Raw genomic sequence first — 24,343 nt, forward strand, 5'->3', positions numbered from 1 at the left:
GGTTGAAATCAGACTCCATCACGAGGAAAAAACATGGCAAAGCGCATCCAGTTTTCTGAAACAGGCACCCCGGACGTTCTGCAATACGTTGATTATCAGCCACAAGATCCGCAGGCAGACGAAGTCCAGGTCGAGAATAAAGCCATCGGTATCAACTATATCGATACTTATGTGCGCAGCGGTCTGTACGCACCGGCCAGTTTTCCGGCGGGTTTAGGCACGGAAGCGGCAGGCATAGTCAGTAAAGTCGGTAGTGGCGTAACGGACATCAAACCTGGCGATCGTGTGGTTTACGCACAATCCGCGCCCGGCGCTTACAGCGAATTCCATAACGTACCACAGGAAAAAATCGCCCTTTTGCCGGACGCGATCAGCTTTGAGCAGGCCGCAGCCTCCTTCCTTAAAGGGCTGACAGTTTATTATTTACTGCGCAAAACCCATGAAGTACAGGCCGGTGAAACCATTCTTTTCCATGCCGCAGCCGGTGGCGTAGGCCTGATTGCCTGCCAGTGGGCGAAAGCGCTGGGCGTAAAACTGATTGGCACCGTGGGCTCTGATGAAAAAGCCGAACGCGCCAGACAGGCCGGTGCATGGGAAACCATTAACTACCAGAAAGAAGATATCGCGACCCGCGTGGCGGAACTGACGAACGGCGAAAAAGTCGGTGTGGTTTACGATTCCGTCGGCAAAGATACCTTTGAAAAATCGTTAAACAGCCTGAAACGTCGCGGTTTACTGGTCAGTTTCGGCAATGCGTCCGGCCCGGTAAAAGGCGTGGTTCTGGCGATACTCAATCAAAAAGGTTCGCTGTTTGTGACGCGCCCTTCCCTGAATGGTTACGTGACTAACCGTGAAGAACTGCTGGAGGCGAGCAGCGAGCTGTTCTCAATGATCGCCAGTGGCGCGATAAAAGTGGATGTCAGTGACGCGCAGAAATTCCCACTGTCCGAGGCAAAACGCGCGCATGAAACGCTGGAAAGCCGCGTGACACAGGGTTCAAGTCTGCTCATCCCATAAAAGTTTCCCTGAACCAATGCAAAAAAGGCTTTCACAGTTGTGAAAGCCTTTTTTACTGCCTGACTCAGACGACCTCTGATTTCAGACGGGTACTGCTGTAGGGTACTGCCGGGTAAATCCACAGGGCGATGTCACTTAAGCGACTATTGTGTGCCTCAGCGGACTTGATGAATTCGGTTTACAGCCTGCTGGCTGCCAATGAATCCATCCTAACAGTCACCCATGTTAAAAAATATGATTTATGCATTTTGACCGCACATTCTGACCTAGCTTGTGATCGCTAGCACATAAGCAAAAGTTATCACTGCAACGGTTACATTTTTTTGCGCTCAGAATACGGTCAGCAATCCCCATCATTTCATGCAGTTACGGAAACCGATAAAGTGAAGCTGTTATTACGGCAAGCGACGGCGACGGTATTTTGGCTCATCAGGCCGGAAAAATGTCCGGTAAATCCAGACCGCAAGCACGGCCAAAAGCAGCCACGGCAACATTTTTACAACAATCGCCAAAAACCCACCCAACATCATCAGAGCAAATGCCACGACCAGCGCCGCAACCATACCCAGTAAAGAAATGCCGGTCAGCATCAGCATAAAGAAAAAACCAAGCACGAAGAGAATTTCCAGCATCGGGTGCTCCTTAATAAGCCATGTGCGATAAGACGTAGCGTCCAAACACGCATTAACCATTACAAGAAACATGCCAGTGTGATGGGATAAATAATTGATTGAATAATAAGGAAAAAATAATTCGCAGGCACGAATGGCCTGCGAAAAGATAGTAAATTTGACTAACAGATAGCGATTTTACTCACCCTGTTTTTATGCCTGCGCCACCACTTCCTGCGGCTGAGCAACCATCTGCAACGCCTGTTCGACCACATCAATGCCCGCGCCGGCTTTATGCGCATTCTCACTCAGATGACGACGGAACTGACGCGCGCCCGGCACCCCCTGGAACAGACCAAGAATATGGCGGGTGATGTGACCGAGGTAAGTACCTTTGCTCAGTTCCGCTTCGATATACGGATACAGCGCTCGGATAATATCCGGCCCGGTTTTCAGCGGCGCATCAGAGCCGAACAGCTCGCGATCCACATTCAGCAACAGGCCCGGATTCTGGTAAGCCTCACGCCCCACCATCACGCCATCCATATATTGCAGGTGCGTTTTGGCTTCTTCGAGGGTTTTGATACCGCCGTTAATTGCCAGGGTCAGGTGCGGGAAATCACGCTTGAGCTGATATACGCGCGGGTAATCCAGCGGCGGAATTTCACGATTTTCTTTCGGACTGAGGCCCGAAAGCCAGGCTTTACGCGCATGAATAATGAAGGTATCGCAACCGCCGTTTTCTGAAACCTGACGGATGAAATCACACAGAAATTCGTAGCTGTCCTGATCGTCAATACCGATTCGCGTTTTAACCGTGACCGGAATTGAGACTACGTCGCGCATGGCTTTGATGCAGTCAGCCACCAGCGACGCCTGACCCATCAGACAGGCACCAAACATGCCGTTCTGCACGCGATCTGACGGGCAACCGACGTTGAGGTTAATTTCGTCATAACCACGTTCTTCCGCCCGTTTTGCGCAATGCGCCAGATCAGCCGGATTGCTGCCACCAAGCTGCAAAGACACCGGATGTTCTGCATCGCCAAACCCGAGATAATCCCCTTTGCCGTGAATAATGGCGCCGGTCGTGACCATTTCGGTATACAGCAACGTCTGGCCGGTCATCAGCCGGTGAAAATGGCGGCAGTGGCGATCGGTCCAGTCGAGCATCGGCGCAACGGAAAAACGCTGGGCGGAAAAGGGAGTGGTCTGGGGCATTACGTGTTGAGTTTCTGACATCGGCCTGACATTCGCTGAAGGGGTTCGTGACGCTCCCCCCGCTTCGCGCCAGAGGGAAGGTAATCGCTGATTATACCACAGAACAAAGATTCGGCATCTTGTGCCGCTGAGCAGGCGGATGCCGACGTTGCATCACATCTGAATGGCGCATAATTCGTCGTTTTGGTGCAAGCATGATAAAATCATCGGTGGTCGCATGATGTGGCCTATTCATTCCAATCTGCGCTCAGAGACCGTTGCTATGACCCTGAATAATCCGGAAAAATTACTTTCACAAGCTGAAGAACTTTGCCAGCAGCGCAATGTTCGCCTGACGCCTCAGCGGCTGGAAGTACTGCGCCTGATGACGCAACAACCCGGTGCGATCAGCGCCTATGACTTGCTGGATCTATTGCGCGTAAGCGAACCTCAGGCGAAACCACCGACCGTTTACCGGGCGCTGGATTTTCTGCTGGAACAGGGATTTATTCACCGTGTTGAATCCGCAAACAGCTATGTTCTCTGCCATCATTTTGAAGAGCCGAGCCATACTTCTGCGCTGTTTATCTGCGACCGCTGCGGGTTAGTTACCGAAAAAACCACCGACGGCATTGAAGAGCGTCTGGCAAAACTGTCATTAGAATCCGGATTTGAGCTTCGCCATTCCGTCGTTGAAGCGCATGGCTTATGTGCAGAATGCAAAGTAGTAGAAACCTGCGACAGCCATGACCATTGCGATCACGACCACAGTATTGTGGTGAAAAAACGCTGAATGATCGGGTTTTAAGGTTTTGAAGGTGACTCGTAAGAGGAGGATGTTTTGTACAGAGAAGAGGTTGGGTACATCCGTGTACCCGTATCCTGAAGCGTTCCGGGTAGGAGCAGCTAAATCTCAGGATACGTCACTGGCACGCGAGGGGGAGTCGCGTCTTACCAGTGATATTTGTTTTTGGTTTCCCATTCATTGAGCTCTTTCTCGGCCTGATCTTTTTGATAGCCGTAACGCTCCTGAATTTTACCGACTAACTGATCACGTTTACCTTCAACCACTGTCAGGTCGTCATCAGTCAGTTTGCCCCATTGTTCTTTCACTTTCCCTTTGAACTGCTTCCAGTTACCGTCGGCTTGGTCCTTATTCATAAAATATCTCCTGTTACCTTGGGTTTTATGAACTGCATTTCGTCTTGCAGCTCGTCCTTAACACTTTAAAGGTTAGTAGAGAATCTCGATTAATCCTCCCTAAACAGGGATAAAAACCACTATTAGGATTAATCTAAAGCATGAAATAACGACAAAGCTGCGCTTATTTCTTTGAAAATAGCTGAAAAATCAGTGCGACGGAGACGAAAACCATGTGTCATGCCGCCAGTAACGACGCCATATCCAGCCCAGTGAAATCCCGCGTAACCCGAGGAATACCGTCAGCGCCAGCCACAACGCATGATTGCCCAGCAGCGGTAAAGTGAACAATGTCAGCCCGAACCCCAGCGCCGCCACCAGCATGCTGTTTCGCATATCCCGCCCACGCGTTGCGCCGATAAACATGCCATCAAGCAAATAGCACCAGACAGCCACCAGCGGCAGTATAATTTGCCAGCCAAGATATCGGTCCGCCAGCTCACGCAATTCCGGTAATGATGTCAGCGCATCAATGATCGCCCCACCCGCCAGCGCGTAAACCAGAGCAAAAAACAGCGCAACCAGCCCGGCCTGACGACACGCGGCATGCCAGACATTCAGCAGTTTTTCGCGGTTGCGGGCACCGAATGCCTCACCGGAATGCGCTTCGATAGCATAAGCAAAACCGTCAAGTGCAAACGCGGTAAATGTCAGCAGGTTCATCAACACGGCGTTGACCGCCACAATGTGGCTGCCCAGCCGCGCGCCCAGAACGGTCAGCGATGCAAAGCAAAGCTGCAACAGTAATGAGCGCAGCATGATGTCGCGGTTAAGCCCGAGAAGACGGCGCAAATTACCACGCCACGCGGAGGTGATTTCTGCGCCGGTGATACCGCGTCGTTTCATCACCCGCCAGACGAAATACAGCCCGATGAGTAGCGTGAAATACTCGGAGCTTGCCGTCGCCATGGCTGCGCCACGCACGTTCCAGCCCAGCCCGATCACCAGCCACAGATCCAGAATGATATTCAGCAAATTCCCGGCAATCAGCAAAATCACCGGCCCGCGAACGTACTGAATGCCGAGCAACCACCCGAGGATCACCAGATTCGCCAGTGAAGCCGGGGCGCTGAACCAGCGGATTTCGATAAACAGCCTCGCCTGTTCAAGCACGGGCTGGCTGCCGCCGACAATGTGAAACGCCAGCTCCATCAGCGGATGACGGAATACCACAATAATGACGCCCGCCAGTACAGCCAGAAGGAAGGGTTGTACAAAAGCACGCGCCAGAAGCTGATTATCTTTCGCGCCCAGCGCCTGAGCGGTCATGCCGGTGGTACTCATCCGCAGAAACAGTAAGAGCATAAAAAGGAAAGTGGTGATCATCGAACCCACAGCCACGCCGCCGAGATAATCCGGGCTGTCGAGATGACCGATCACTGCGGTATCCACCAGGCCGAGGAGTGGCACCGTGATATTGGAAAAAATCATCGGCAATGCCAGCATCCAGAGCGCTTTATCGGCAGGGCTTAAAAAGGTGTTTTTGAGTGTGTGTCGCAGGGAATGATGTTGCATAGAGAATCTCATGCCGGAGGTTCAGGTTATGCCTGTAAATGACATCGCCCCGAAAGGGGCGATGATGAGAGAAACGCATTTCTCTTTGAATTCACATGGATGCCAGAGGCGGCCGCCATCCATATTCAATTAGTTTTAGTCTTGTCTATCTGACACAGCAATTTCTGACTTAGTCATATCTGACCGAGTAATTCGAGTTATATCAAGGCGGCAACTAAGCGAACGCCGGGAGCATACACAAATATGTGACCGGGGTTCGCGAAGGCAGCCAACGCAGAGATAGCTCGAAGTACGAAGGTCAGATCCAGTCGCCGTTGCGGATAACACCTACGGCTAAGCCTTCAATGCTGAAATTCTGCTCGCGCAAATCCACCACGATCGGCTGAAACTCGCTGTTCTCTGGCAATAACTGCACCACACTGCCTTGTTTTTTCAGGCGTTTCACGGTGACCTCATCATCGATACGGGCCACCACAACCTGACCATTACGCACGTCTTGCGTTTTATGCACGGCCAGCAGATCGCCGTCAAGGATACCAATATCACGCATCGACATACCGCTGACACGCAGCAGGAAATCGGCGCTCGGCTTAAACATTGCCGGATCGATCTGATAGTGCCCTTCGATATGTTGCTGCGCCAGCAGCGGTTCACCGGCGGCAACGCGGCCAATCAGCGGTAAACCTTCTTCTTCTTCCATCAGCAGACGAATGCCGCGTGATGCACCGGAAACAATCTCAATAACACCTTTACGCGCCAGCGCTTTAAGATGCTCTTCCGCCGCATTGGGAGAACGGAACCCCAGACGTGATGCAATCTCTGCGCGGGTTGGTGGCATACCGGTGGTGGAGATATGATCGCGAATAAGGTCGTAGACCTCTTGTTGTCTGGTCGTTAAAGCTTTCATTCCGCCCCCTGGTTGTTTATACAGTCTTGCTGTGAGTATATACAGCTAAACGGTCAATGAAAACCTAAGATTGAATAAAAACAGGGCATAACGTTGATTCCTGGAATGCAGATTCCAAATCAGAACCATCGCGACCAAAAGATGCTGACCCAGACAAAAATCGCCAATATGATGGTCAGAAGTACGGCAGCAGAGCCGATATCTTTTGCGCGACCGGAAAGCACATGAAACTCAGGCCCGATGCGGTCTATTGCACATTCCACCGCGCTGTTGAGCAACTCCGTGACACAGACCAGCACGACGGATCCCACCAGCAGGATACGTTCAATGGTGCTGACATCAAGCCAGAAAGATAGCAAAATTAACGGGATAGCGACGCTGGCCTCCTGGCGAAATGCCGCTTCGTTTTGCCATGCCGCTTTGAATCCTTTCCAGGAATAGCCGGCCGCTTTATAAATTCGGGTAAATCCGGTGACTTGGTTCGCCATTTCGGGTACTGATCCTTAGAGTGTTTGCAGCATTTTAGCTTTTATATGACCACAGATCTCCACGGATCTTTCTGGTATCCTTGCGGCGAAATTGCTAACAAGAGGCTTCACGTTTTTATGTCAGGTTGGCGTAGACTTTATTACACATTATTGAATTTACCACTCTCATTGCTGGTAAAGAGCAAGGTCATACCTTCAGATCCGGTTACCGAGTTGCATTTAGACCCGACGCGGCCGATTTTGTACGTATTACCTTATAATTCCAAAGCCGATTTGCTGACGTTGCGTGCGCAATGTCTGGCGCAGAATCTGCCTGATCCTCTTATTCCGCTGGAAATTGACGGAACCCTGCTACCAAGCCATGTCTTTATAGCCGAAGGCCCGCGCGTATTCTCTTATTACACGCCGAAGCAGGAGTCCGTAAAGCTGTTCCACGACTACCTTGATTTGCACCGCAATAATCCGGATTTAGACATTCAGATGTTGCCGGTGTCGGTAATGTTTGGTCGTGCACCGGGCCGTGAAGGTCAGGACGACACGCCGCATCTGCGCGTGCTGAACGGTATCCAGAAATTTTTCGCTGTGCTGTGGCTGGGGCGGGACAGTTTCGTCCGTTTCTCCAATACCGTTTCCCTGCGTTATATGGCGACGGAACACGGCACAGATAAGACGATTGCTCAAAAACTGGCACGTGTGGCGCGGATGCATTTCTCCCGTCAGCGTCTGGCTGCGGTTGGTCCGCGCCTTCCGGCACGTCAGGATTTATTCAATAAATTGCTGGCCTCAAAAGCCATTGAGAAAGCGATTGAAGACGAAGCCCGCAGCAAGAAAATTTCCCACGAAAAAGCCCAACAAAACGCCATCGCCCTGATGGAAGAGATTGCCGCTGACTTCTCTTATGAAGCCGTGCGCCTCTCTGACCGTGTGCTGAGCTGGACGTGGAACCGTTTGTACAAAGGCATCAACGTTAATAATGCCGAGCGTGTACGCCAGTTAGCGCTGGACGGTCAGGAAATTGTGTATGTGCCTTGCCACCGCAGCCACATGGACTATCTGCTGCTGTCTTACGTGCTCTATCATCAGGGTCTGGTACCGCCGCATATTGCCGCCGGTATCAACCTGAATTTCTGGCCGGCTGGCCCGATTTTCCGCCGTCTGGGTGCGTTCTTTATTCGTCGAACCTTTAAAGGCAACAAGCTCTATTCGACGGTTTTCCGTGAATATCTGGGCGAACTGTTCAGCCGCGGTTATTCGGTGGAATACTTTGTGGAAGGGGGGCGTTCGCGAACCGGGCGTCTGCTGGAGCCGAAAACGGGCACGCTGGCCATGACCATTCAGGCCATGCTGCGCGGCGGTTCACGTCCGATTACGCTGGTACCGATTTACATCGGTTATGAGCACGTCATGGAAGTGGGTACGTACGCGAAAGAATTACGCGGTGCGACCAAAGAGAAAGAAAGCCTGACACAGATGCTGAACGGGCTGCGCAAGCTGCGTAACCTCGGCCAGGGTTACGTGAACTTCGGTGAGCCGCTGCATCTGACCACTTACCTGAACCAGAACGTGCCAACCTGGCGTGAAGCCATCGACCCGATCGAAGCACAACGTCCAAGCTGGCTGACGCCGACAGTGCAGGATTTGGCAGAACAGATCATGGTGCGCATCAACAATTCAGCGGCAGCCAATGCCATGAACTTGTGTTGTACCGCGCTGCTGGCCTCCCGTCAGCGTTCACTGACACGCGAACAGCTGACCGAGCAAATCGACTGTTATCTGCAATTGCTGCGTAACGTGCCTTACAACGCGGATTCGACGGTGCCTGATCTGACCGCTGACCAGTTGCTTGATCACGCGCTGAACATGAATAAGTTCCAGGTTGAGAAAGACAACATTGGCGACATCATCGTTCTGCCTCGCGAACAGGCCGTGCTGATGACGTATTACCGCAACAACATCCATCATATGCTGGTGTTGCCATCACTGATTTCAAGCATTGTGATGCACCACCGCCAGGTCAGCCGCGCGGAATTACTGCATCAGGTCGAACTGATTTATCCGATGCTCAAAGCCGAACTGTTTATGCATTTCGATACGCCTGAGCTGCCACAAGTGCTGGATGTTCTGACGCTGGAACTGGCGCGTCAGCAAATCATTCACCTTGAAGATGATGAGCTGACACTTAATCCGGCCCGTATCCGCACCCTCCAGTTGCTGGCGGCTGGTGTACGTGAAACGCTGCAACGTTACGCGATTACCTTCTCCCTGCTCACCAATAACCCAAGCATCAACCGCGGTGCACTGGAAAAAGAGAGCCGGATTATGGCGCAGCGTTTATCCGTGCTGCACGGTATCAATGCCCCTGAATTCTTCGATAAAGCTGTGTTCTCGACGCTGGTCGGCACACTGCGCGCAGAAGGCTATATCAGTGACACCGGCGATGCCATTCAGGAACAAACGCGTGAGATTTACCTCATGCTCAGCGACCTGATGACACCGGATATCAAGCTAACTATCGAGAGTGCGGGAATGCCTTCTGAGCTGCCGCAAGCAACGGAGCCACCGGCTGAACCGAAGATGGATGTACGCGATACCGATCATTAACCCGTATTAGCGCCAGACATCAGATTAAAAAAACAAAACGCCCGGACTTTTTACAGAGTCCGGGCGTTTTTAATTGTTGTCGCGCAGGCTAACTTACTTAGAAATTGAAGCCTGACAGGCTCATCAGAATACCGAGGAACAACACCAGCCCGACATAATTGTTCTGGTGGAAAGCCAGGAAACAGGCATCACGTTCACGTTTAGCAATCAGCTTTTGCTGATGCACAAACAGCGCAGCAGCCAGCAGCAACGACCAGTAAAACGGTGCGCTGAGCTGGGACAGATAACCGACAATCCCCATCAGGATCAGCGTTGCCAGTTGCAGAAGGCCGATGATCAGCGTGTCAAAACGACCAAACAGAATCGCTGTCGATTTCACGCCGATCTTCAAATCATCGTCACGATCGACCATCGCGTATTGCGTATCGTAAGCCACCGTCCAGCAGATATTTGCCACGAACATTAACCAGCAGCTAAGCGGCACACTTTCGCTCACAGCGGCATACGCCATCGGAATTGCCCAGCCAAACGCCGCGCCCAAAACCACCTGCGGCAGATGGCTGACGCGCTTCATGAACGGATAAATCCATGCCAGCGCCAGTCCGGCCAGAGACAGCCAAATGGTCATGCGGTTAAGCAGCAGAACCAGCAGGAATGACACCAGCACCAGTCCGGCGAATAATATTTTCGCCTGCTTGCCGGTGATCGCCCCGCTCGGCAATGGCCGGTGAGCGGTGCGTTTTACGTGACCATCAAACTTACGGTCAGCGTAGTCATTCACCACGCAACCGGCGGCACGCATGAAGAAAACGCCCAGCACGAAGACCAGCAAAATCTTCGCAGACGGCATTCCCCCCCCCGCGACCCACAGTGCCCATAACGTTGGCCACAACAGCAGCAGTGAGCCAATCGGCTTATCAATGCGCATCAGGCGGCAGTAATCACGCCATGTGCCCTGCGTCATACTTCCTGACACTCTCTGTTCTCCTTGTTGATTAGTCTGACTCATACCTTGCTCACTTTACCCTCAGGGCGGTGAACCGGCGAATCCGGGAGGAAAATTTCGGTCAGCAGCAACGGCTTATCAGACAAACGCAGGCGGGAACGGCGCGCCCATAATTCTCCCTGCTCACTGTGTAACTGGCCTAAATGAATGTAATCGCGGGACAAGTTGTTCCCGCTAAACAGATAGCGCCCCAGCGGCACCGTGCCTAAATCGACCAGCGCCAGATCCGGCCCGGTCAGCGTTTCTTCAGGAATGACCGTGCGCCCCAGCAGCCAGGGTTCGGCATCGCCAAACAGCACGATTTCGCGGATCCAGTAACGGGCACTTTCCGGCAACTGCTGTGCTTCGCTTTCACCCAGTTCTTCGCGACTGACAAAACATTCATTTTGCGGTTTCACGGTGACGGTAACACCCTGCTTTTCAAACCGGCGGGTCATGGACCCCATTTCCATCAGCCAGTCAGCCACATCCGCAGGCACCTGCGAAGGGTCGTCAAACCAGTGGATCGGGGATGGTTCGGGGGAATGGGGATCAGACATCAACGGCTCCGTAATGAAGGCATTCATACCTCCAATGAATTATCTGCCTCGCATTCTAGCGCATCAATGCGAGGCAGTAATTGCCTGATTTATTCGCGGCGCAGACGTTCGCTATTGGCCAGAAACAGTGTCACGACCAGCACAAGGATCGCGCAGGCGTAAACCAATGTGTCATAAGGACTTTTGTGGTCGACGATGATCAGGCGGATAATCGCGGTGATGCCGATGTAAATAAAATAGCGTAACGGGAAATGATAGCCCGACGAAAAATATTTAATAATCAGGGCAATAAACTCAAAATAGAGGAAGTAAATTACAATCCCTTCGATGAGCAGATATGACGAAGACTGATCGTTATTCACGAACAACACCATTGCTAAATGATAGGTTTCGCGCCCGATAAAAATCATCAGGATCGCGGCCAGTCCTAATAAGAATACGTTCAAAATTCGCTGCATAATGACGGATATCATTAATGCCCGTTTTGATCCTGCCATGTGATCTACATCCCACTTTTGTTATTAATCCCCGCAGAATACCACAGAGTCAGCACAGGAAAAGCGCCATTAAAAAAGGGCCAGCCGGTGAAGGCTAACCCTTTTATTGAGAAATATTTCGACCTGTCCCTCTAAATCATTCGGGCTGGATCAAGGCGGCAAGGGAACGAAGCCCCGGGAGTATACACAAGTATGTGACCGGGGTTCATGAAGGCAGCCAACGCCGAGGCAGCGCGAAGGAAGACGGGTATTAGCGCCAGTTTTTGAAGCGGTTGATTAAACCGTTCGTGGAACTGTCGTGGCCTGTCACTTCTGAGCTACCTTCCAGTTCTGGCAGGATACGGTTTGCCAGCTGTTTGCCCAGTTCTACGCCCCATTGGTCGAAGGTGTAGATGTTCAGGATCACGCCCTGGGTGAAGATTTTGTGTTCATACATTGCGATCAACGCACCCAGGCTGTAAGGCGTGATTTCACGCAGCAGGATGGAGTTGGTCGGACGGTTACCTTCGAACACTTTGAACGGCGCAACGTGTTTAACGTCTTCTGGTTTTTTACCCTGATCGGCGAATTCTTTCTCGACAACATCCAGAGATTTACCGAATGCCAGCGCTTCGGTCTGGGCGAAGAAGTTAGATAACAGTTTCGCGTGGTGATCGCTCAGCGGGTTATGGCTGATGGCCGGTGCGATGAAGTCACAAGGGATGATTTTAGTCCCCTGGTGAATCAGCTGATAGAACGCGTGCTGACCGTTAGTGCCCGGTTCGCCCCAGATGATCGGGCCAGTCTGGTAATCCACCGGGTTGCCGTTACGGTCAACGAACTTACCGTTAGATTCCATGTTGCCTTGCTGGAAGTAAGCGGCAAAACGGTGCATGTACTGGTCGTATGGCAGGATAGCTTCGGTTTCGGTGCCGTAGAAATCGTTGTACCAGATGCCGATCAGCGCCAGCAGTACCGGCAGGTTTTTCTCAGCCGGCGTATTCGCGAAGTGTTTATCCATCGCGTGCGCACCGCTCAGCAGTTGTTCGAAGTTATCGAAACCTACAGACAGCGCGATAGACAGACCGATTGCGGACCACAGAGAGTAACGGCCACCGACCCAGTCCCAGAATTCGAACATGTTGTCGGTGTCGATACCAAACTCACTCACCGCTTTACCGTTGGTGGACAGCGCCGCGAAGTGTTTCGCCACGTGTTGGTTATCGCCAGCGGTTTTCAGGAACCAGTCACGCGCGCTGTGGGCGTTGGTCATGGTTTCCTGCGTGGTGAAGGTTTTTGATGCAACCAGGAACAGCGTGGTTTCCGGAGACAAATCCTTCAGCGTTTCAGCGATATGCGTGCCGTCAACGTTGGAGACGAAATGCATATTCAGGTGGTTTTTGTACGGACGCAGCGCTTCAGTGACCATGAACGGACCGAGGTCTGAACCGCCGATACCGATGTTCACCACGTCGGTGATGGCTTTGCCGGTATAACCTTTCCATTCGCCACCGATAACACGTTCGGTGAAGCCTTTGATTTTCGCCAGAACTGCATTCACTTCCGGCATCACATCTTTGCCGTCCACGACGATTGGCGTGTTGCTGCGGTTACGCAGTGCAACGTGCAGAACAGCACGGTCTTCGGTGCGGTTGATCTTCTCGCCAGAGAACATCGATTTGATTGCGCCCTGAAGGTCAGTCTCTTTCGCCAGCGCCTGCAGCTTATCCAGCGTCTCTGCGGTGATGCGGTTTTTGGAGAAATCGACCAGCATCTGGTCTTCAAACGTGGCAGAGAATTTGGAGAAACGATCACCATCTTCAGCAAACAGATGGCTAATCTGCACATCTTTCATCTTGTCGAAATGCTGCTGCAGGGCTTGCCAGGCAGCGGTCTGAGTTGGATTGATATTTTTCATAGCAATGCTCTTAGGCTGAGAATAAATATGAGGTAACTGTCCCGATTGTAGCCTGAAGTTCCCGGGAAGAGATGCCTTTTCTTGCGATAGGTTAGATCTGCTTAATCACAATGACAGAGAACAATATTAGATGAGAATCGCTCAAAATGTGGCGCATGCATTGCCTGACCGTTGACAGACGGGCGATAAACGGCTATTCCTAAGCGCCTAACTCGCGCGCTCGATGCGCGAGCCAGAAGAGGCGCGTCGCCCAGGCAGTGTATCGGAGGAGCCGAAATCCTACGAAGATACATCAGGGGGAGCGGCGCCGAGATCATAAGCCCACGGCAGGCAAATGATCGACTACAGGGGCTGAATCCCCTGGGTTGTCACCGGAACACCCAACAGGGTGTCGGCTAGGTGGGGCGCTTCTGGGTGTATCGTAGTATCTCTACGCCTGCTCCCGTTTCCCGCTCTTCCCTTTGTGCCAATTCTTATGGAATCGATGGCCGTCATGATATGGCGACCCGGACACGAGGTTTTACATGAATCACGCAGTATCCCGCAACGCCAGCCAGCAGCCTTTGGGCAATGTCATCGTCGCCAAATTCGGCGGTACCAGCGTGGCGGATTTCGACGCAATGAACCGCAGCGCGGATATCGTGCTGTCGCGCCCTGAAGTGCGTCTGGTTGTTCTCTCCGCCTCTGCGGGCGTCACCAATTTATTAGTTGAGCTGGCAGAAGGTAAAGAAACCGAACGCCGGGTGTTCCTGCTTGATGAAATTCGCCGCATCCAGAGCGCCATTATCGATCGCCTCGATAATCCCACCGTGATCCGCGAAGAAATCGGCCGCATGCTGGAAAATATCGCCATGCTGTCAGAAGCGGCGAGCCTTGCGACCTCTACCGCGCTGACCGACGAACTGGTGAGCCATGGCGAACTGATGTCCACCCTGCTGTTTGTTGAAATCATCCGCCAGCGCAACGTGCCAGTGGAATGGTTCGACGTACGTAAAATCATGCGTACCAACGATCGCTTTGGGCGCGCGGAGCCGGATACACAGGTATTAAGCGAGTTAACCGTTCAGCAGCTACAACCGCGCTTGCAGGACGCCCTGGTAATCACACAAGGTTTTATCGGCTCAGAAGGCAAAGGCCGCACCACGACGCTTGGCCGTGGCGGCAGCGATTACACCGCCGCATTGTTGGGTGAAGCGCTGAGCGTTTCCCGTGTGGATATCTGGACTGACGTCCCGGGGATTTATACCACCGACCCGCGTCTGGTGCCGGCGGCAAAACGTATTGACCGCATTGCGTTTGAAGAAGCCGCTGAAATGGCGACATTTGGTGCCAAAGTTCTGCATCCAGCCACTCTGCTGCCCGCGGTGCGTCGCGGTATCCCGGTGTTTGTAGGCTCGAGCAAAGACCCGTCAGGCGGCGGCACCTTAGTGTGTGATACCAGCGATAATCCGCCGTTGTTCCGTGCGATAGCCCTGCGCCGCAGACAAACGCTGGTCACGCTGCACAGCCTGAGCATGCTCCATTCACGCGGTTTCCTCGCCGAAGTGTTTGGTATTCTGGCACGCCACAGTATCTCTGTGGATCTGATCACCACATCCGAAGTCAGCGTCGCGCTGACGCTGGATACCACCGGTTCCACATCCTCAGGCGACAGCCTGCTGACCACCTCACTGCTGACAGAATTATCCTCACTGTGCCGCGTGGAAGTGGAAGAGAATCTGGCGCTGATTGCGATTATCGGCAACAAACTGTCCCAGGCCTGTGGCGTCGGCAAAGAAGTGTTCGGCGTGCTGGACCCGTTCAATATCCGCATGATTTGCTACGGCGCAAGCAGCTACAACCTGTGCTTCCTGGTGCCGGGCAACGATGCCGATCAGGTCGTTAAAACTCTACACCGCAACCTGTTCGAATAATGACGGGCGCGGTATGTGAGAAGACCGGGCCATGTGCCCGGTCTTTTTTTGTCTGTACTTTTGCAAACAACAAAGACAAGGATCACCTCAATGTTAGCCAAAATAACCCGCCTGTTCCCGTTGTGGGCCGTGCTGTTATCCGTCGCGGCCTATTACTCGCCCGGTACGTTCACGCCGATCGGCCCGCATGTTTCTACCCTGCTGATGCTGATTATGTTCGCGATGGGTGTCACTCTCGAATTCGGTGATTTCAAACGCGTGCTTTCCCGACCTGGCCCGGTTGCTGCCGCCACGTTCCTGCATTATCTGATCATGCCGCTGGCGGCGTGGGTGCTGGCAAAACTGTTCCATATGCCGGCAGATTTATCGGCGGGAATGATTCTGGTGGGCAGCGTTGCCAGCGGTACAGCCTCTAACGTGATGATTTATCTTGCGAAAGGAGATGTCGCGCTTTCCGTGACGATTTCAGCAGTTTCCACACTGGTGGGGGTTTTCGCCACGCCACTGCTGACGCGTCTGTATGTCGATACGCACATTAAAGTGGATGTGGAAGGCATGCTGTTAAGCATTTTGCAGATCGTCGTCATCCCGATTTTAGCCGGTCTGATTATTCATCATCTGTTCACGAAAACCGTGAAACGTATCGAACCGCTGCTGCCGCTTTTCTCAATGGCATGCATTGTCGCCATTATCAGCGCCGTCGTGGCGGGCAGTCAGGGCTTTATCGGTTCGGTGGGATTGATCGTGATTGTGGCGGTTATTCTGCACAACGGCATAGGCTTACTGAGCGGTTACTGGGGCGGGAAACTGTTTGGCTTTGACGAAACCACCTGCCGCACGCTGGCGATGGAAGTCGGGATGCAGAACTCAGGTTTAGCGGCGACGCTGGGGAAAATCTATTTCACCCCGCTGGCCGCACTGCCGGGCGCATTGTTCTCGGTATGGCACAATCTGTCAGGTTCTTTGCTGGCCGGTTACTGGTCCGGTAAGCCGGTCAAAAAAGACTGATTTCCAGACGAAAAAGAAGATGAAAAAGAAACGGGCGCCTTCCTCAGCGCCCGTTTTGATTCGTCCTACACCCGTTGCACATCATCATTCGGTTCGCGCTGCTCATCTTCCTGCTCATCCTGATCCAGCACGTTATAGGCCACTGCACAGAACAGTGAGTTCAGACGTTTCATATCCCCCAGCAACCCGAGGTGCAGCGAGCTGGTTTCGATACTCTGCACATTATGCTGATGCAGGCGATCGACGTGCGCATGCGCATAACGGCGGTCGAGAATGCGGAAACGGTGTTTGGAGCGGCGCAGACGGCGCGCACTGGTCAGATCGTTCGACAGGAAAACGCCCAGACTCAGGCGCAGGTTATCCTGCAATTTCTCATGTAAGGCATCCAGCTCCACCAGTCCTTCCGGCGAGAACGCGCGTCGGGTAGCGTGGGATTTGGCGGTGATATCGCCGGTCATGCGCTCGATAATGTCACCGGCCTGTTCGAGGTTCAGCGCCATTTCGATGATTTCAGCCCAGCGGCGGGAATCATCTTCGCCAAGTCCTTCCTTGTTGATTTGCGCCAGATACAGTTTGATGGCGGTATAGAGCACATCAACATCATCGTCGAGACGCCGCACTTCGCGATCCTGCGCCAGTTTACCGTGCATCACTTCCCGGTTGAGGATCAGCATATGTTCGACCACGTCGCCCATGCGCAAGGTTTCACGGGCGGCATTGGCCAGCGCCAGCGTCGGGGTATCAATTGCGCTGACATCCAGATGGCGCGGACGCAGACGGGGATCATCTTCAGGCACATCGGCAATCATCATCTCGCAAACCTTCGCCATCGGCGCCGTCAGCGGCACCATCGCCAGACAACGGATCAGGTTGTAGAACATGTGGAAGTAGATCACCAGTTCTTCATCCGGAATGCCAAGCCGCGCCAGTTGCGTCGACAACAGTCCGACAAACGGCAGCACAATCACCAAACCAATCAGTTTAAACAGCGTACTGCCGAGCGCCACGCGGCGACCGGCGGCATTCATTTTACTGGCGTTAATCATCGCCAGCAGCCCGCTGCCGAGGTTGGCACCGATGACCAGACAAAGTGACACTTTAAGCGAAATCACGCCGGTCGCGGCAAGGGTTGCCGTCAGCAACACCGCCGCCAGACTGGAATAACTGATGATGGCAAACACTGCGCCGGTCAGGGCATCGAGCAGCACATCACCGGTCAGGGACGAGAATAAAACTTTAACGCCGGAGGCCTGCATGATCGGCGTCGCGGCGCCCACAATCAGCTCCAGCGCCAGTAAAATCAGCCCCAGCCCGATACCGACACGGCCCATTTGCCCCGCACGGGTCTGTTTACGGCTGAGGAAGAACGCGACACCGACGAAAATCAGCAGCGGAGAAAGCCAGGAGAGATCGAAGGTCAGGATACGCGCCATCACGGCGGTCCCGACATCTGCACCGAGAATAATCACCAGTGCCGGAGCCAGGGCTACCAGCCCCTGCGATACAAACGACGTGACCAGCAGCGCGGTAGCATTACTGCTTTGCACCAGCGCAGTAACGCCAATGCCCGCCACAAACGCCAGCGGTTTTTTCTCGACACTGTTACTCAGAACACGGCGCAGATTGGCGCCAAAGACACGCATGATGCCGGTACGCACGATGTGCGTACCCCATACGAGCAGAGAAATAGCAGACAACAAATGCAAAAGGGTTAACACGAAAGAACAGCTCCATTAACGCCAGGCATAGACCGGCCATCCTGCCTGCCGGGCGTGCTGGAGCAGGATAGCGTCTGGATTCACCGCCACCGGCTGGCCCACGCGGGTCAGCAACGGCAGATCATTATGGGAATCAGAATAAAAACTGGCTGATTGCAAAAGGGATGCGTCCTGATTGATGAGCTCCAGCAACCGCGAGACTTTTCCCTCGCGATAGGTCATCGTCCCTCGTGTGGCGCCGGTAAAACGCCCGTCTTTCATTTCAACACCAATCGCCAGCGTTTCATCAACACCGAGAAAACGGGCAATCGGCTGCACCAGATGTTCACCGGACGCGGAAATAATTACCGTCCGGTCGCCCTGTGCACGGTGAGCAGCCAGACACTCACGCGCCTGCGTGTAAACACGCGGGGCAATCACATCCTGAATATAATTCGCGACCATCGCCGCGACATCACGTTGACTGCGGCCGGACAGCGGCACCAAAGTACAACGCATGTACTCCTGCATATCCATCTGACCGATAGCATATTGCTGCATCAGCGCGGCATCTTGTTGCAGAAAAGCCTGCTCATCGGCCACCCAGCCATTTGCCACCATGTAGGCTGACCACAAACTCGAACAGTCGCCGCTAATCAGGGTTTCATCGAGATCAAACAGCGCCAGTTTCATGCAACTTCCCGTAACGTAACAAGATCTAACTGTAGACCAATATCGCTGCCATCGGCGCGAAGTGAGGCCACAGAACGGTTTAAGACATCCACAGAAAGCTCAACTCCGTGTGCTAAAACGCGATAACGCACGACGTTGCCAAGCAGACTGTGGCTGATAATTTTAGCCGGAATACCTTCAATCAGCTCGCATATTGTGACCGACTCCGGACGGATGGCGACACGGCCCGTGTAAGTTATGCCGGTCAGCGCCATCGCCTGTTCAGGGCTTAGCAGGTTGTAGCTGCCGATAAAGCCCGCAGCAAACGCATCCACCGGTTCAGTATACAGGGTTTCGGCATCGGCATTTTGGACGATTTGCCCTTTGTTCATCAGCACAATCCGGTCGGACATGGTCAGCGCTTCTTCCTGATCGTGGGTCACGAAAATCGCCGTCAGATTCATTTCACGCTGAATACGGCGGATTTGCTCACGCAGATGCTTACGGATACGGGCATCGAGCGCGGAAAGGGGTTCGTCGAGCAGCAACAGGCGCGGCTGCGTAACCAGTGAACGCGCCAGTGCCACACGCTGACACTGACCACCGGAAAGCTGATGCGGATAACGTTTTGCGTAATCGTTCATTTCCACCAGTTCCAGTACTTCACCGACGCGCCGGTGCAGCTCTGACGCCGGTATCTTTTGCATTTTCAGGCCGAACGCGACATTGGCTTCAACCGTCATATTAGGAAACAGCGCATAGCTCTGGAAGACCATGCCGATGCCGCGCTGTTGTGGCGGCAGCGGCACAATATCCTGCCCCTGAATCAGAATTTTTCCGCTGTCGACGGAAGTCAGACCGGCCAGACAGCGCAGCAGCGTGGATTTTCCGCAGCCGCTTGGCCCCAGCAGTGTGACGAATTCTCCCTCTTCTGCTGAGAAATCGATGTTGTTGAAAATCTGCGTCGGACCGTAAGACTTGTTGAGTTGAGTAACCTGCAAATACGACATAATCAGCTCTTTCCTTTGTTCAGCATGTTCGCCACCCAGGTGAAAATCAGGACGACCATGAAATAGGAGATGACCAATGCGCTGGTAAAATGGCCGCTGCCATTACGCATGTTATAGAGGTAAACCTGAACCGTTTCATAACGGCTGCCCGCCAGCAGATTGGCGAACACAAACTCCCCGATCAGGAAGGAAAACGACAGCAGGACGGCAATCATTCCGCCTTTGCGTAAGTTAGGCAAAACCACCAGCAGCGCCGCTTTCCAGGTGCTGGCACCGAGCAGATGTGCAGCATCCATCAGGTCACGCAGGTTGATCGCCTGCATGTTGTTAGAAATAGCGCGATAGATAAACGGCAGCGCGATGGTGAAGTAACAGCCAATCAGGATCCACGGCGTACCGGTGAGCGCCAGCGGTTCAGCGGAATAGAGTTGCATCAGGCCCACCGATGACACCACCGGCGGCACGGCGAACGGCAGCAGGATCAGGATGTTCATCAGTGCATCGAGCTTAGGGAAATAGTAAGCAATCACAAACATTAGTGGCAGGATCAGTACCAGCGACAGAAAAAGTGTGCCGAAACACACCAGCAGCGAATGCCAGAGCGCAATCAGGAAGCGCGGATCGCTCCACAGTTCCACCAGCCATTTCAGCGTAAAGCCGCTCGGTAAAATGGTCACCCCCCATTCCAGCACCAGCGCATAGACCAGCGTCGCCAGCAGCGGCAACATCAGGACAATCAGTAAAATCCAGATCACCACACGGTGGTAAATTGCTTCAGACCGCGACATCTTACGTTCCTTTTTCTGCCCGTCAGCTGCGCTGACTGAGATAACTTTTACGCAATAACCACTGATGGATCAGCGTGATAAAGGCCATCAGCACCACCAGCAACATCGCCAGCGCGCTGCCCATATTCGGATCGAGAGAAATATCCCCCGAGACCAACGCCGCGATACGCACCGGCACCACGTTAAAGTTACCGGTGGTCAGCGCATACACCGTGGCATACGCGCCAAGGGCATTGGCGAGCAAAATAACGAAGGTGCCGAGCAAGGCCGGGAACAGTACCGGAATACCGATATGACGCCAGTAACGCCAGCGTCCCGCGCCCAGCAAGGCCGCTGACTCGCGCCAGTCCTCCCGTAACGCATCAAATGCCGGATACATCAGCAACACGCCGAGCGGGATCTGGAAATAGGTATAGAGCACAATCAGGCCGTCTTTTGAATAGAGGTCGAAGTGTTCCATCAGGCCATATTTTTTCAGCAGCAGCGTCAGACAACCATTCAGGCCAAGCAGGATAACGAAGGCGAAGGCCAGCGGTACGCCCGCAAAGTTGCTGGTCATGTTAGTAAACGACATCACAAAGTCGTGCAGCTTTGTCGGGCCAAGCTGGCGAAGTGAGTAACTACCCACTAACGCAATAAGCAAACCGTATAAACTCGACCAGATGGAAATATCCAGTGAGAAACGCATAGCCTGTAAATAGAACGGTGATGTCAGAATGTCGGTGTAATTGCCCAGTCCCCAGGCTTCATAGGTTTCGCTGTAAAAGCTGCTCACCGCAATCCATGTCAGCGGCGCCAGCTGAAAAGCGATGAAAAACACCAGAAACGGCAGCATAAACAACGCCGCAATCCACTTAGCTTTCATCGGGTATCCTCTAAAAGTGACGGGATTCAGGCCAGTAATGCCGCGCAATGTGGCTTGTCGTGGGCAATATTGAGGATCTGACAAACGGTTCCGCATAACTCCGTCTGCAACGGTGCGGCCTCTTTGAAGCTGAACGCACTGCCGAAGACGAACAGCGGCACCTGACGCTCCTCCGGCAAAATACCGCCGTGGCTGCGGTCATCATTCATACCGTGATCCGCAGTCACGATCACCTGATAACCGGCGTCCAGCCAGTCGCCCAGATAGCGCGACAGGATGCCGTCTGCGGTGCGTGCTTTGTTGCGGTATTGGGGCGTCGACAGGCCAAATTTATGCCCGGCATCATCAATGTTCATCGGGTGGATCAGCAGGAAGTCGGGATCATGACGACGACGCAGGCTTTCGGCGTCATCGAACAGATGCGAATCAGGGTAACTATCATCGTAATAAAAATGGCCGTGCTGGATAGTCAGCGAGTCATCGCTGGTGTGGCGGTCACGCGGCGGGTCAAACGGCGTGCGGTTATACAGCTCGCTGACCCAGTGATAAGCCGCAGCAGCCGTCGTCAGGCCAGCGTCGCGGGCATAGTGGAAAATACTACGTTGAGTCGATAACCGGTCAACGTGGTTGTGAACAATGCCACTCACCACCGGCGTGATACCGGTGAGAATGCATTCATAAAGTGGCCGGGACAGCGAAGGCAATTCGCATTCCAGTTGATACAAGCGGCCGCGTCCTGCGGCACACTGGGCTTGCAGATAACCCATTGCGTCGCGGCCGACCTGATAATTCAGCCCGTCGAGTACTACCAGAATGCTCTTCATACCATGTATACCTTTCATTTCTTACAGGTGTTGTTATTAACCAATGCTTTCGCTGTCCGGTTTTTCTTATTTTTTAATCAATTACTGCTGCATGTTGATCATGACGTTTTCCTGCCACAGACGCGGCAAGGTTTTCGCGCTCTTATCCCAGGCAGCCGGATCTGCAATCGGGTGCGCATTTTTGTATTCGCTGGAAGGCAACAGTTTGGCTTTTGCATCGTCTGGCAGCGTGATGTGATCGGCACGGATTGGACGGGCATAGCCTTGTGCCAGATTGATCTGACCGGCATCAGAGAAGATGTATTCACGCGCCAGTTTGGCGGCGTTCGGATGTTTGGCGAATTTGTTGATGATCGTGGTGTAACCGGACGTGATAGTGCCATCAGATGGGATCACCACGTCGAAGCGGGTTTTGTCGATTTTGTCGCGATAGCTCAGACCGTTGAAGTCCCAGACTACGCCAACCTGCACTTCACCTTTTTCCAGAGACGCGATGACCGGGTTAGTCAGGCTCAGACGCCCTGCTTTCGCCAGTTTGCCAAAATATTCCAGACCTGGTTTCAGGTCCTTTTCATTGCCGCCCATCGCGTAAGTTGCCGCCAGCACGCCATTTGCGGCCTGCGCTGCGGTGCTCACGTCACCGATAGTCACTTTGTATTTGCTGTTTAGCAGATCAGCCCAGCTGTGTGGCTCATCTTTCACCTGCGATTTATCAATGATGAAGGCGATAGTGCCGGTATAAGCAAGTGCCCACATACCCTCTTTATCTTTTGCCCAGTCTGGTACCTGATCCCAGGTGGTCGGTTTATAGGGCTGAGTCACGCCTTTTTGCACGGCAACGGGTCCAAAAGCTGCACCCACGTCGCCAATATCAGCACTGGCATTGTCTTTTTCTGCCAGGAATTTCGCGATCTCCTGTGCCGAACTCATATCGGTATCGCTATGTTTCAGGCCATACTTGGTGCTCAGATCACTCCAGGTTCCTTTCCAGTTCGCCCAGTCATCAGGCATACCGACACTGTTTACCGTTCCTTCGGCTTGTGCCGCTTTCAGGAGTGCAGCAGGAGGTTCAGCGGCAAATGCCGATGAAGCGGAGAGGACAAGCGCGCTGGTTAACACAGAAGCGAACAACTGTTTCATAACGGATGCTCCGGATGGTAGTGTGTGTGAAGTGCTGGTCTAGTCCAGCAAGAACCAAGCCAATCTAACGCTCAATTGTGATAATTATATGTCAGCGCGAAAAAGCAGCAGTTTTAAGCTTATCGCTGTTAACAAGCGCACATTATTTACACGATGAAAGTTCAGATTGGTGCAAAAACGCACTGAAATGAGGCTTGCTGACCGATGAGTGAATCGCAGACTACCCTTGCCGTTATCTGCAAGGCATTAAGCGAAAGTATTGCGGCCGGGGCATTTTCTGCCGAGGGAAGGCTGCCTTCTGAGCGCACGTTGAGTGAACAGTTTTCCACTACCCGTATTACATTACGGGAAGCATTGAGCCAGCTTGAGGCCCAGGGTCTGATTTACCGGGAAGTACGCCGGGGCTGGTTTGTTTCCCCGCCACGCATTGTCTACAACCCGCTGCAAAGAAGTCACTTTCACGCAATGGCGAAAGATCAGGGGCGCAGCGCAAAGACCACAGTGATTAATGCGAAGCACTGTATTGCCAGCGATACGGTGTGTCAGAAGTTATTGTTGCCGTCAGAGAGTGAGGTCATTTGCATCCGGCGGTTGCGTTATATCGATAACCGCCCGGTTTTGTACGTCGAGCACTATCTTAATCCTCTGTATTTTCAGGGCATTCTTGACGCGGATCTCACGACATCGCTGACTGATTTGTACGCATCCCGCTATGACATCCATTACGGACGCGTGCGTTTCGACATGGTGCCGACATTGCTGCCTGAAGAGGCGTCACATGCGCTGAAAGTGGCTCCCGGCAGTCCGGCGCTGTTTATTACGCGGACCAACCGCGACCAGCACGACCGGGTTATCGACTGCGATTTAGAATACTGGCGCTATGACGCGCTGCACATTGATGTGGAAGTGAGTTGATTTAAGTGGAAAAAAACACCGATGGGATACCCT

At 53.1% G+C, this 24,343-nt stretch carries 23 protein-coding genes and 1 riboswitch; of the genes, 6 read left to right on the forward strand and 17 right to left on the reverse strand.

Annotated elements, in window-relative coordinates:
* Nucleotides 1-33 precede the first annotated feature (33 nt).
* The gene (locus tag DXU84_RS15125) at nucleotides 34-1,017 is read left to right on the forward strand and encodes a quinone oxidoreductase (RefSeq protein ID WP_153376133.1); all 984 of its coding nucleotides are present in this window, start codon (nucleotides 34-36) and stop codon (nucleotides 1,015-1,017) included.
* A 395-nt stretch (nucleotides 1,018-1,412) separates the two neighbouring features.
* Here the strand turns inward: DXU84_RS15125 and pspG are convergent, their stop codons facing one another.
* Nucleotides 1,413-1,649, reverse strand: a complete 237-nt coding sequence (gene pspG / locus DXU84_RS15130; RefSeq protein ID WP_013577365.1) for an envelope stress response protein PspG — start codon at nucleotides 1,647-1,649, stop codon at nucleotides 1,413-1,415.
* A 192-nt stretch (nucleotides 1,650-1,841) separates the two neighbouring features.
* Nucleotides 1,842-2,849 carry a tRNA dihydrouridine(20/20a) synthase DusA gene (dusA, locus tag DXU84_RS15135; RefSeq protein ID WP_121019643.1) on the reverse strand — a complete coding sequence of 336 codons (1,008 nt, stop codon included), beginning with the start codon at nucleotides 2,847-2,849 and terminating at the stop codon, nucleotides 1,842-1,844.
* Between the two features lie 262 nt (nucleotides 2,850-3,111).
* On the opposite strand from dusA, the gene zur reads away from it, so the two are divergent.
* Nucleotides 3,112-3,621: a zinc uptake transcriptional repressor Zur gene (gene zur / locus DXU84_RS15140; protein ID WP_037035116.1), complete on the forward strand. Its 510-nt coding sequence runs from the start codon at nucleotides 3,112-3,114 to the stop codon at nucleotides 3,619-3,621.
* Nucleotides 3,622-3,779: 158 nt separating this feature from the next.
* Here zur and DXU84_RS15145 read toward each other — a convergent pair whose 3' ends face one another.
* From DXU84_RS15145 to DXU84_RS15160, 4 genes are all read right to left on the reverse strand, one after another.
* A complete protein-coding gene (locus tag DXU84_RS15145) occupies nucleotides 3,780-3,989 on the reverse strand; it encodes a CsbD family protein (protein WP_013577368.1) in 210 nt (69 codons plus the stop codon).
* Between the two features lie 189 nt (nucleotides 3,990-4,178).
* Entirely contained in the window at nucleotides 4,179-5,543 is a 1,365-nt protein-coding gene (dinF, locus tag DXU84_RS15150) for an MATE family efflux transporter DinF (protein ID WP_013577369.1), read from the reverse strand.
* A gap of 298 nt (nucleotides 5,544-5,841) precedes the next feature.
* Nucleotides 5,842-6,450 (reverse strand): transcriptional repressor LexA, encoded by a 609-nt coding sequence (gene lexA, locus DXU84_RS15155; RefSeq protein ID WP_013577370.1) that lies wholly within the window; start codon nucleotides 6,448-6,450, stop codon nucleotides 5,842-5,844.
* 119 nt (nucleotides 6,451-6,569) lie between these two features.
* The gene (locus DXU84_RS15160; protein WP_013577371.1) at nucleotides 6,570-6,938 is read right to left on the reverse strand and encodes a diacylglycerol kinase; all 369 of its coding nucleotides are present in this window, start codon (nucleotides 6,936-6,938) and stop codon (nucleotides 6,570-6,572) included.
* A 117-nt stretch (nucleotides 6,939-7,055) separates the two neighbouring features.
* On the opposite strand from DXU84_RS15160, the gene plsB reads away from it, so the two are divergent.
* Nucleotides 7,056-9,539, forward strand: coding sequence for a glycerol-3-phosphate 1-O-acyltransferase PlsB (gene plsB / locus DXU84_RS15165; protein ID WP_013577372.1), 2,484 nt, complete (start codon nucleotides 7,056-7,058; stop codon nucleotides 9,537-9,539).
* A 97-nt stretch (nucleotides 9,540-9,636) separates the two neighbouring features.
* Here the strand turns inward: plsB and ubiA are convergent, their stop codons facing one another.
* From ubiA to pgi, 4 genes are all read right to left on the reverse strand, one after another.
* Nucleotides 9,637-10,503: a 4-hydroxybenzoate octaprenyltransferase gene (ubiA, locus tag DXU84_RS15170; protein ID WP_153376144.1), complete on the reverse strand. Its 867-nt coding sequence runs from the start codon at nucleotides 10,501-10,503 to the stop codon at nucleotides 9,637-9,639.
* Between the two features lie 41 nt (nucleotides 10,504-10,544).
* On the reverse strand, nucleotides 10,545-11,084 hold the full coding sequence (ubiC, locus tag DXU84_RS15175) for a chorismate lyase (RefSeq protein WP_121019641.1): 540 nt from the start codon (nucleotides 11,082-11,084) through the stop codon (nucleotides 10,545-10,547).
* Nucleotides 11,085-11,173: 89 nt separating this feature from the next.
* On the reverse strand, nucleotides 11,174-11,581 hold the full coding sequence (gene psiE, locus DXU84_RS15180; protein WP_013577375.1) for a phosphate-starvation-inducible protein PsiE: 408 nt from the start codon (nucleotides 11,579-11,581) through the stop codon (nucleotides 11,174-11,176).
* 250 nt (nucleotides 11,582-11,831) lie between these two features.
* A complete protein-coding gene (pgi, locus tag DXU84_RS15185; protein ID WP_013577376.1) occupies nucleotides 11,832-13,478 on the reverse strand; it encodes a glucose-6-phosphate isomerase in 1,647 nt (548 codons plus the stop codon).
* Between the two features lie 228 nt (nucleotides 13,479-13,706).
* Nucleotides 13,707-13,896, forward strand: a riboswitch (Lysine riboswitch).
* A 106-nt stretch (nucleotides 13,897-14,002) separates the two neighbouring features.
* On the opposite strand from pgi, the gene lysC reads away from it, so the two are divergent.
* Nucleotides 14,003-15,391 (forward strand): lysine-sensitive aspartokinase 3, encoded by a 1,389-nt coding sequence (lysC, locus tag DXU84_RS15190; RefSeq protein WP_013577377.1) that lies wholly within the window; start codon nucleotides 14,003-14,005, stop codon nucleotides 15,389-15,391.
* 90 nt (nucleotides 15,392-15,481) lie between these two features.
* Nucleotides 15,482-16,399, forward strand: coding sequence for a ketopantoate/pantoate/pantothenate transporter PanS (gene panS, locus DXU84_RS15195; RefSeq protein WP_013577378.1), 918 nt, complete (start codon nucleotides 15,482-15,484; stop codon nucleotides 16,397-16,399).
* A gap of 65 nt (nucleotides 16,400-16,464) precedes the next feature.
* Here panS and DXU84_RS15200 read toward each other — a convergent pair whose 3' ends face one another.
* The 7 genes from DXU84_RS15200 to DXU84_RS15230 all read right to left on the reverse strand — a co-directional run bounded on the left by DXU84_RS15200 (nucleotide 16,465) and on the right by DXU84_RS15230 (nucleotide 23,395).
* Nucleotides 16,465-18,117, reverse strand: coding sequence for a Na/Pi cotransporter family protein (locus DXU84_RS15200; protein WP_013577379.1), 1,653 nt, complete (start codon nucleotides 18,115-18,117; stop codon nucleotides 16,465-16,467).
* Between the two features lie 15 nt (nucleotides 18,118-18,132).
* Nucleotides 18,133-18,789 (reverse strand): HAD family phosphatase, encoded by a 657-nt coding sequence (locus DXU84_RS15205; RefSeq protein WP_112197686.1) that lies wholly within the window; start codon nucleotides 18,787-18,789, stop codon nucleotides 18,133-18,135.
* Nucleotides 18,786-19,778 carry an ABC transporter ATP-binding protein gene (locus tag DXU84_RS15210; protein WP_013577381.1) on the reverse strand — a complete coding sequence of 331 codons (993 nt, stop codon included), beginning with the start codon at nucleotides 19,776-19,778 and terminating at the stop codon, nucleotides 18,786-18,788. The genes DXU84_RS15205 and DXU84_RS15210 overlap by 4 nt, the downstream gene beginning before the upstream one ends.
* Before the next feature lie 2 nt (nucleotides 19,779-19,780).
* Entirely contained in the window at nucleotides 19,781-20,566 is a 786-nt protein-coding gene (locus DXU84_RS15215; RefSeq protein ID WP_153376135.1) for an ABC transporter permease, read from the reverse strand.
* A gap of 22 nt (nucleotides 20,567-20,588) precedes the next feature.
* The gene (locus DXU84_RS15220; protein ID WP_037034946.1) at nucleotides 20,589-21,431 is read right to left on the reverse strand and encodes an ABC transporter permease subunit; all 843 of its coding nucleotides are present in this window, start codon (nucleotides 21,429-21,431) and stop codon (nucleotides 20,589-20,591) included.
* A 26-nt stretch (nucleotides 21,432-21,457) separates the two neighbouring features.
* Nucleotides 21,458-22,255, reverse strand: coding sequence for an alkaline phosphatase family protein (locus DXU84_RS15225; RefSeq protein WP_013577384.1), 798 nt, complete (start codon nucleotides 22,253-22,255; stop codon nucleotides 21,458-21,460).
* An 81-nt stretch (nucleotides 22,256-22,336) separates the two neighbouring features.
* The gene (locus DXU84_RS15230; RefSeq protein WP_013577385.1) at nucleotides 22,337-23,395 is read right to left on the reverse strand and encodes an ABC transporter substrate-binding protein; all 1,059 of its coding nucleotides are present in this window, start codon (nucleotides 23,393-23,395) and stop codon (nucleotides 22,337-22,339) included.
* Between the two features lie 204 nt (nucleotides 23,396-23,599).
* Between DXU84_RS15230 and DXU84_RS15235 the strand changes: the two genes are divergently transcribed.
* Entirely contained in the window at nucleotides 23,600-24,310 is a 711-nt protein-coding gene (locus DXU84_RS15235; RefSeq protein ID WP_153376136.1) for a UTRA domain-containing protein, read from the forward strand.
* Nucleotides 24,311-24,343 lie beyond the last annotated feature (33 nt).

The organism is Rahnella sp. RcJ3 (assembly GCF_009498575.1).
GTDB lineage: Bacteria > Pseudomonadota > Gammaproteobacteria > Enterobacterales > Enterobacteriaceae > Rahnella > Rahnella aceris.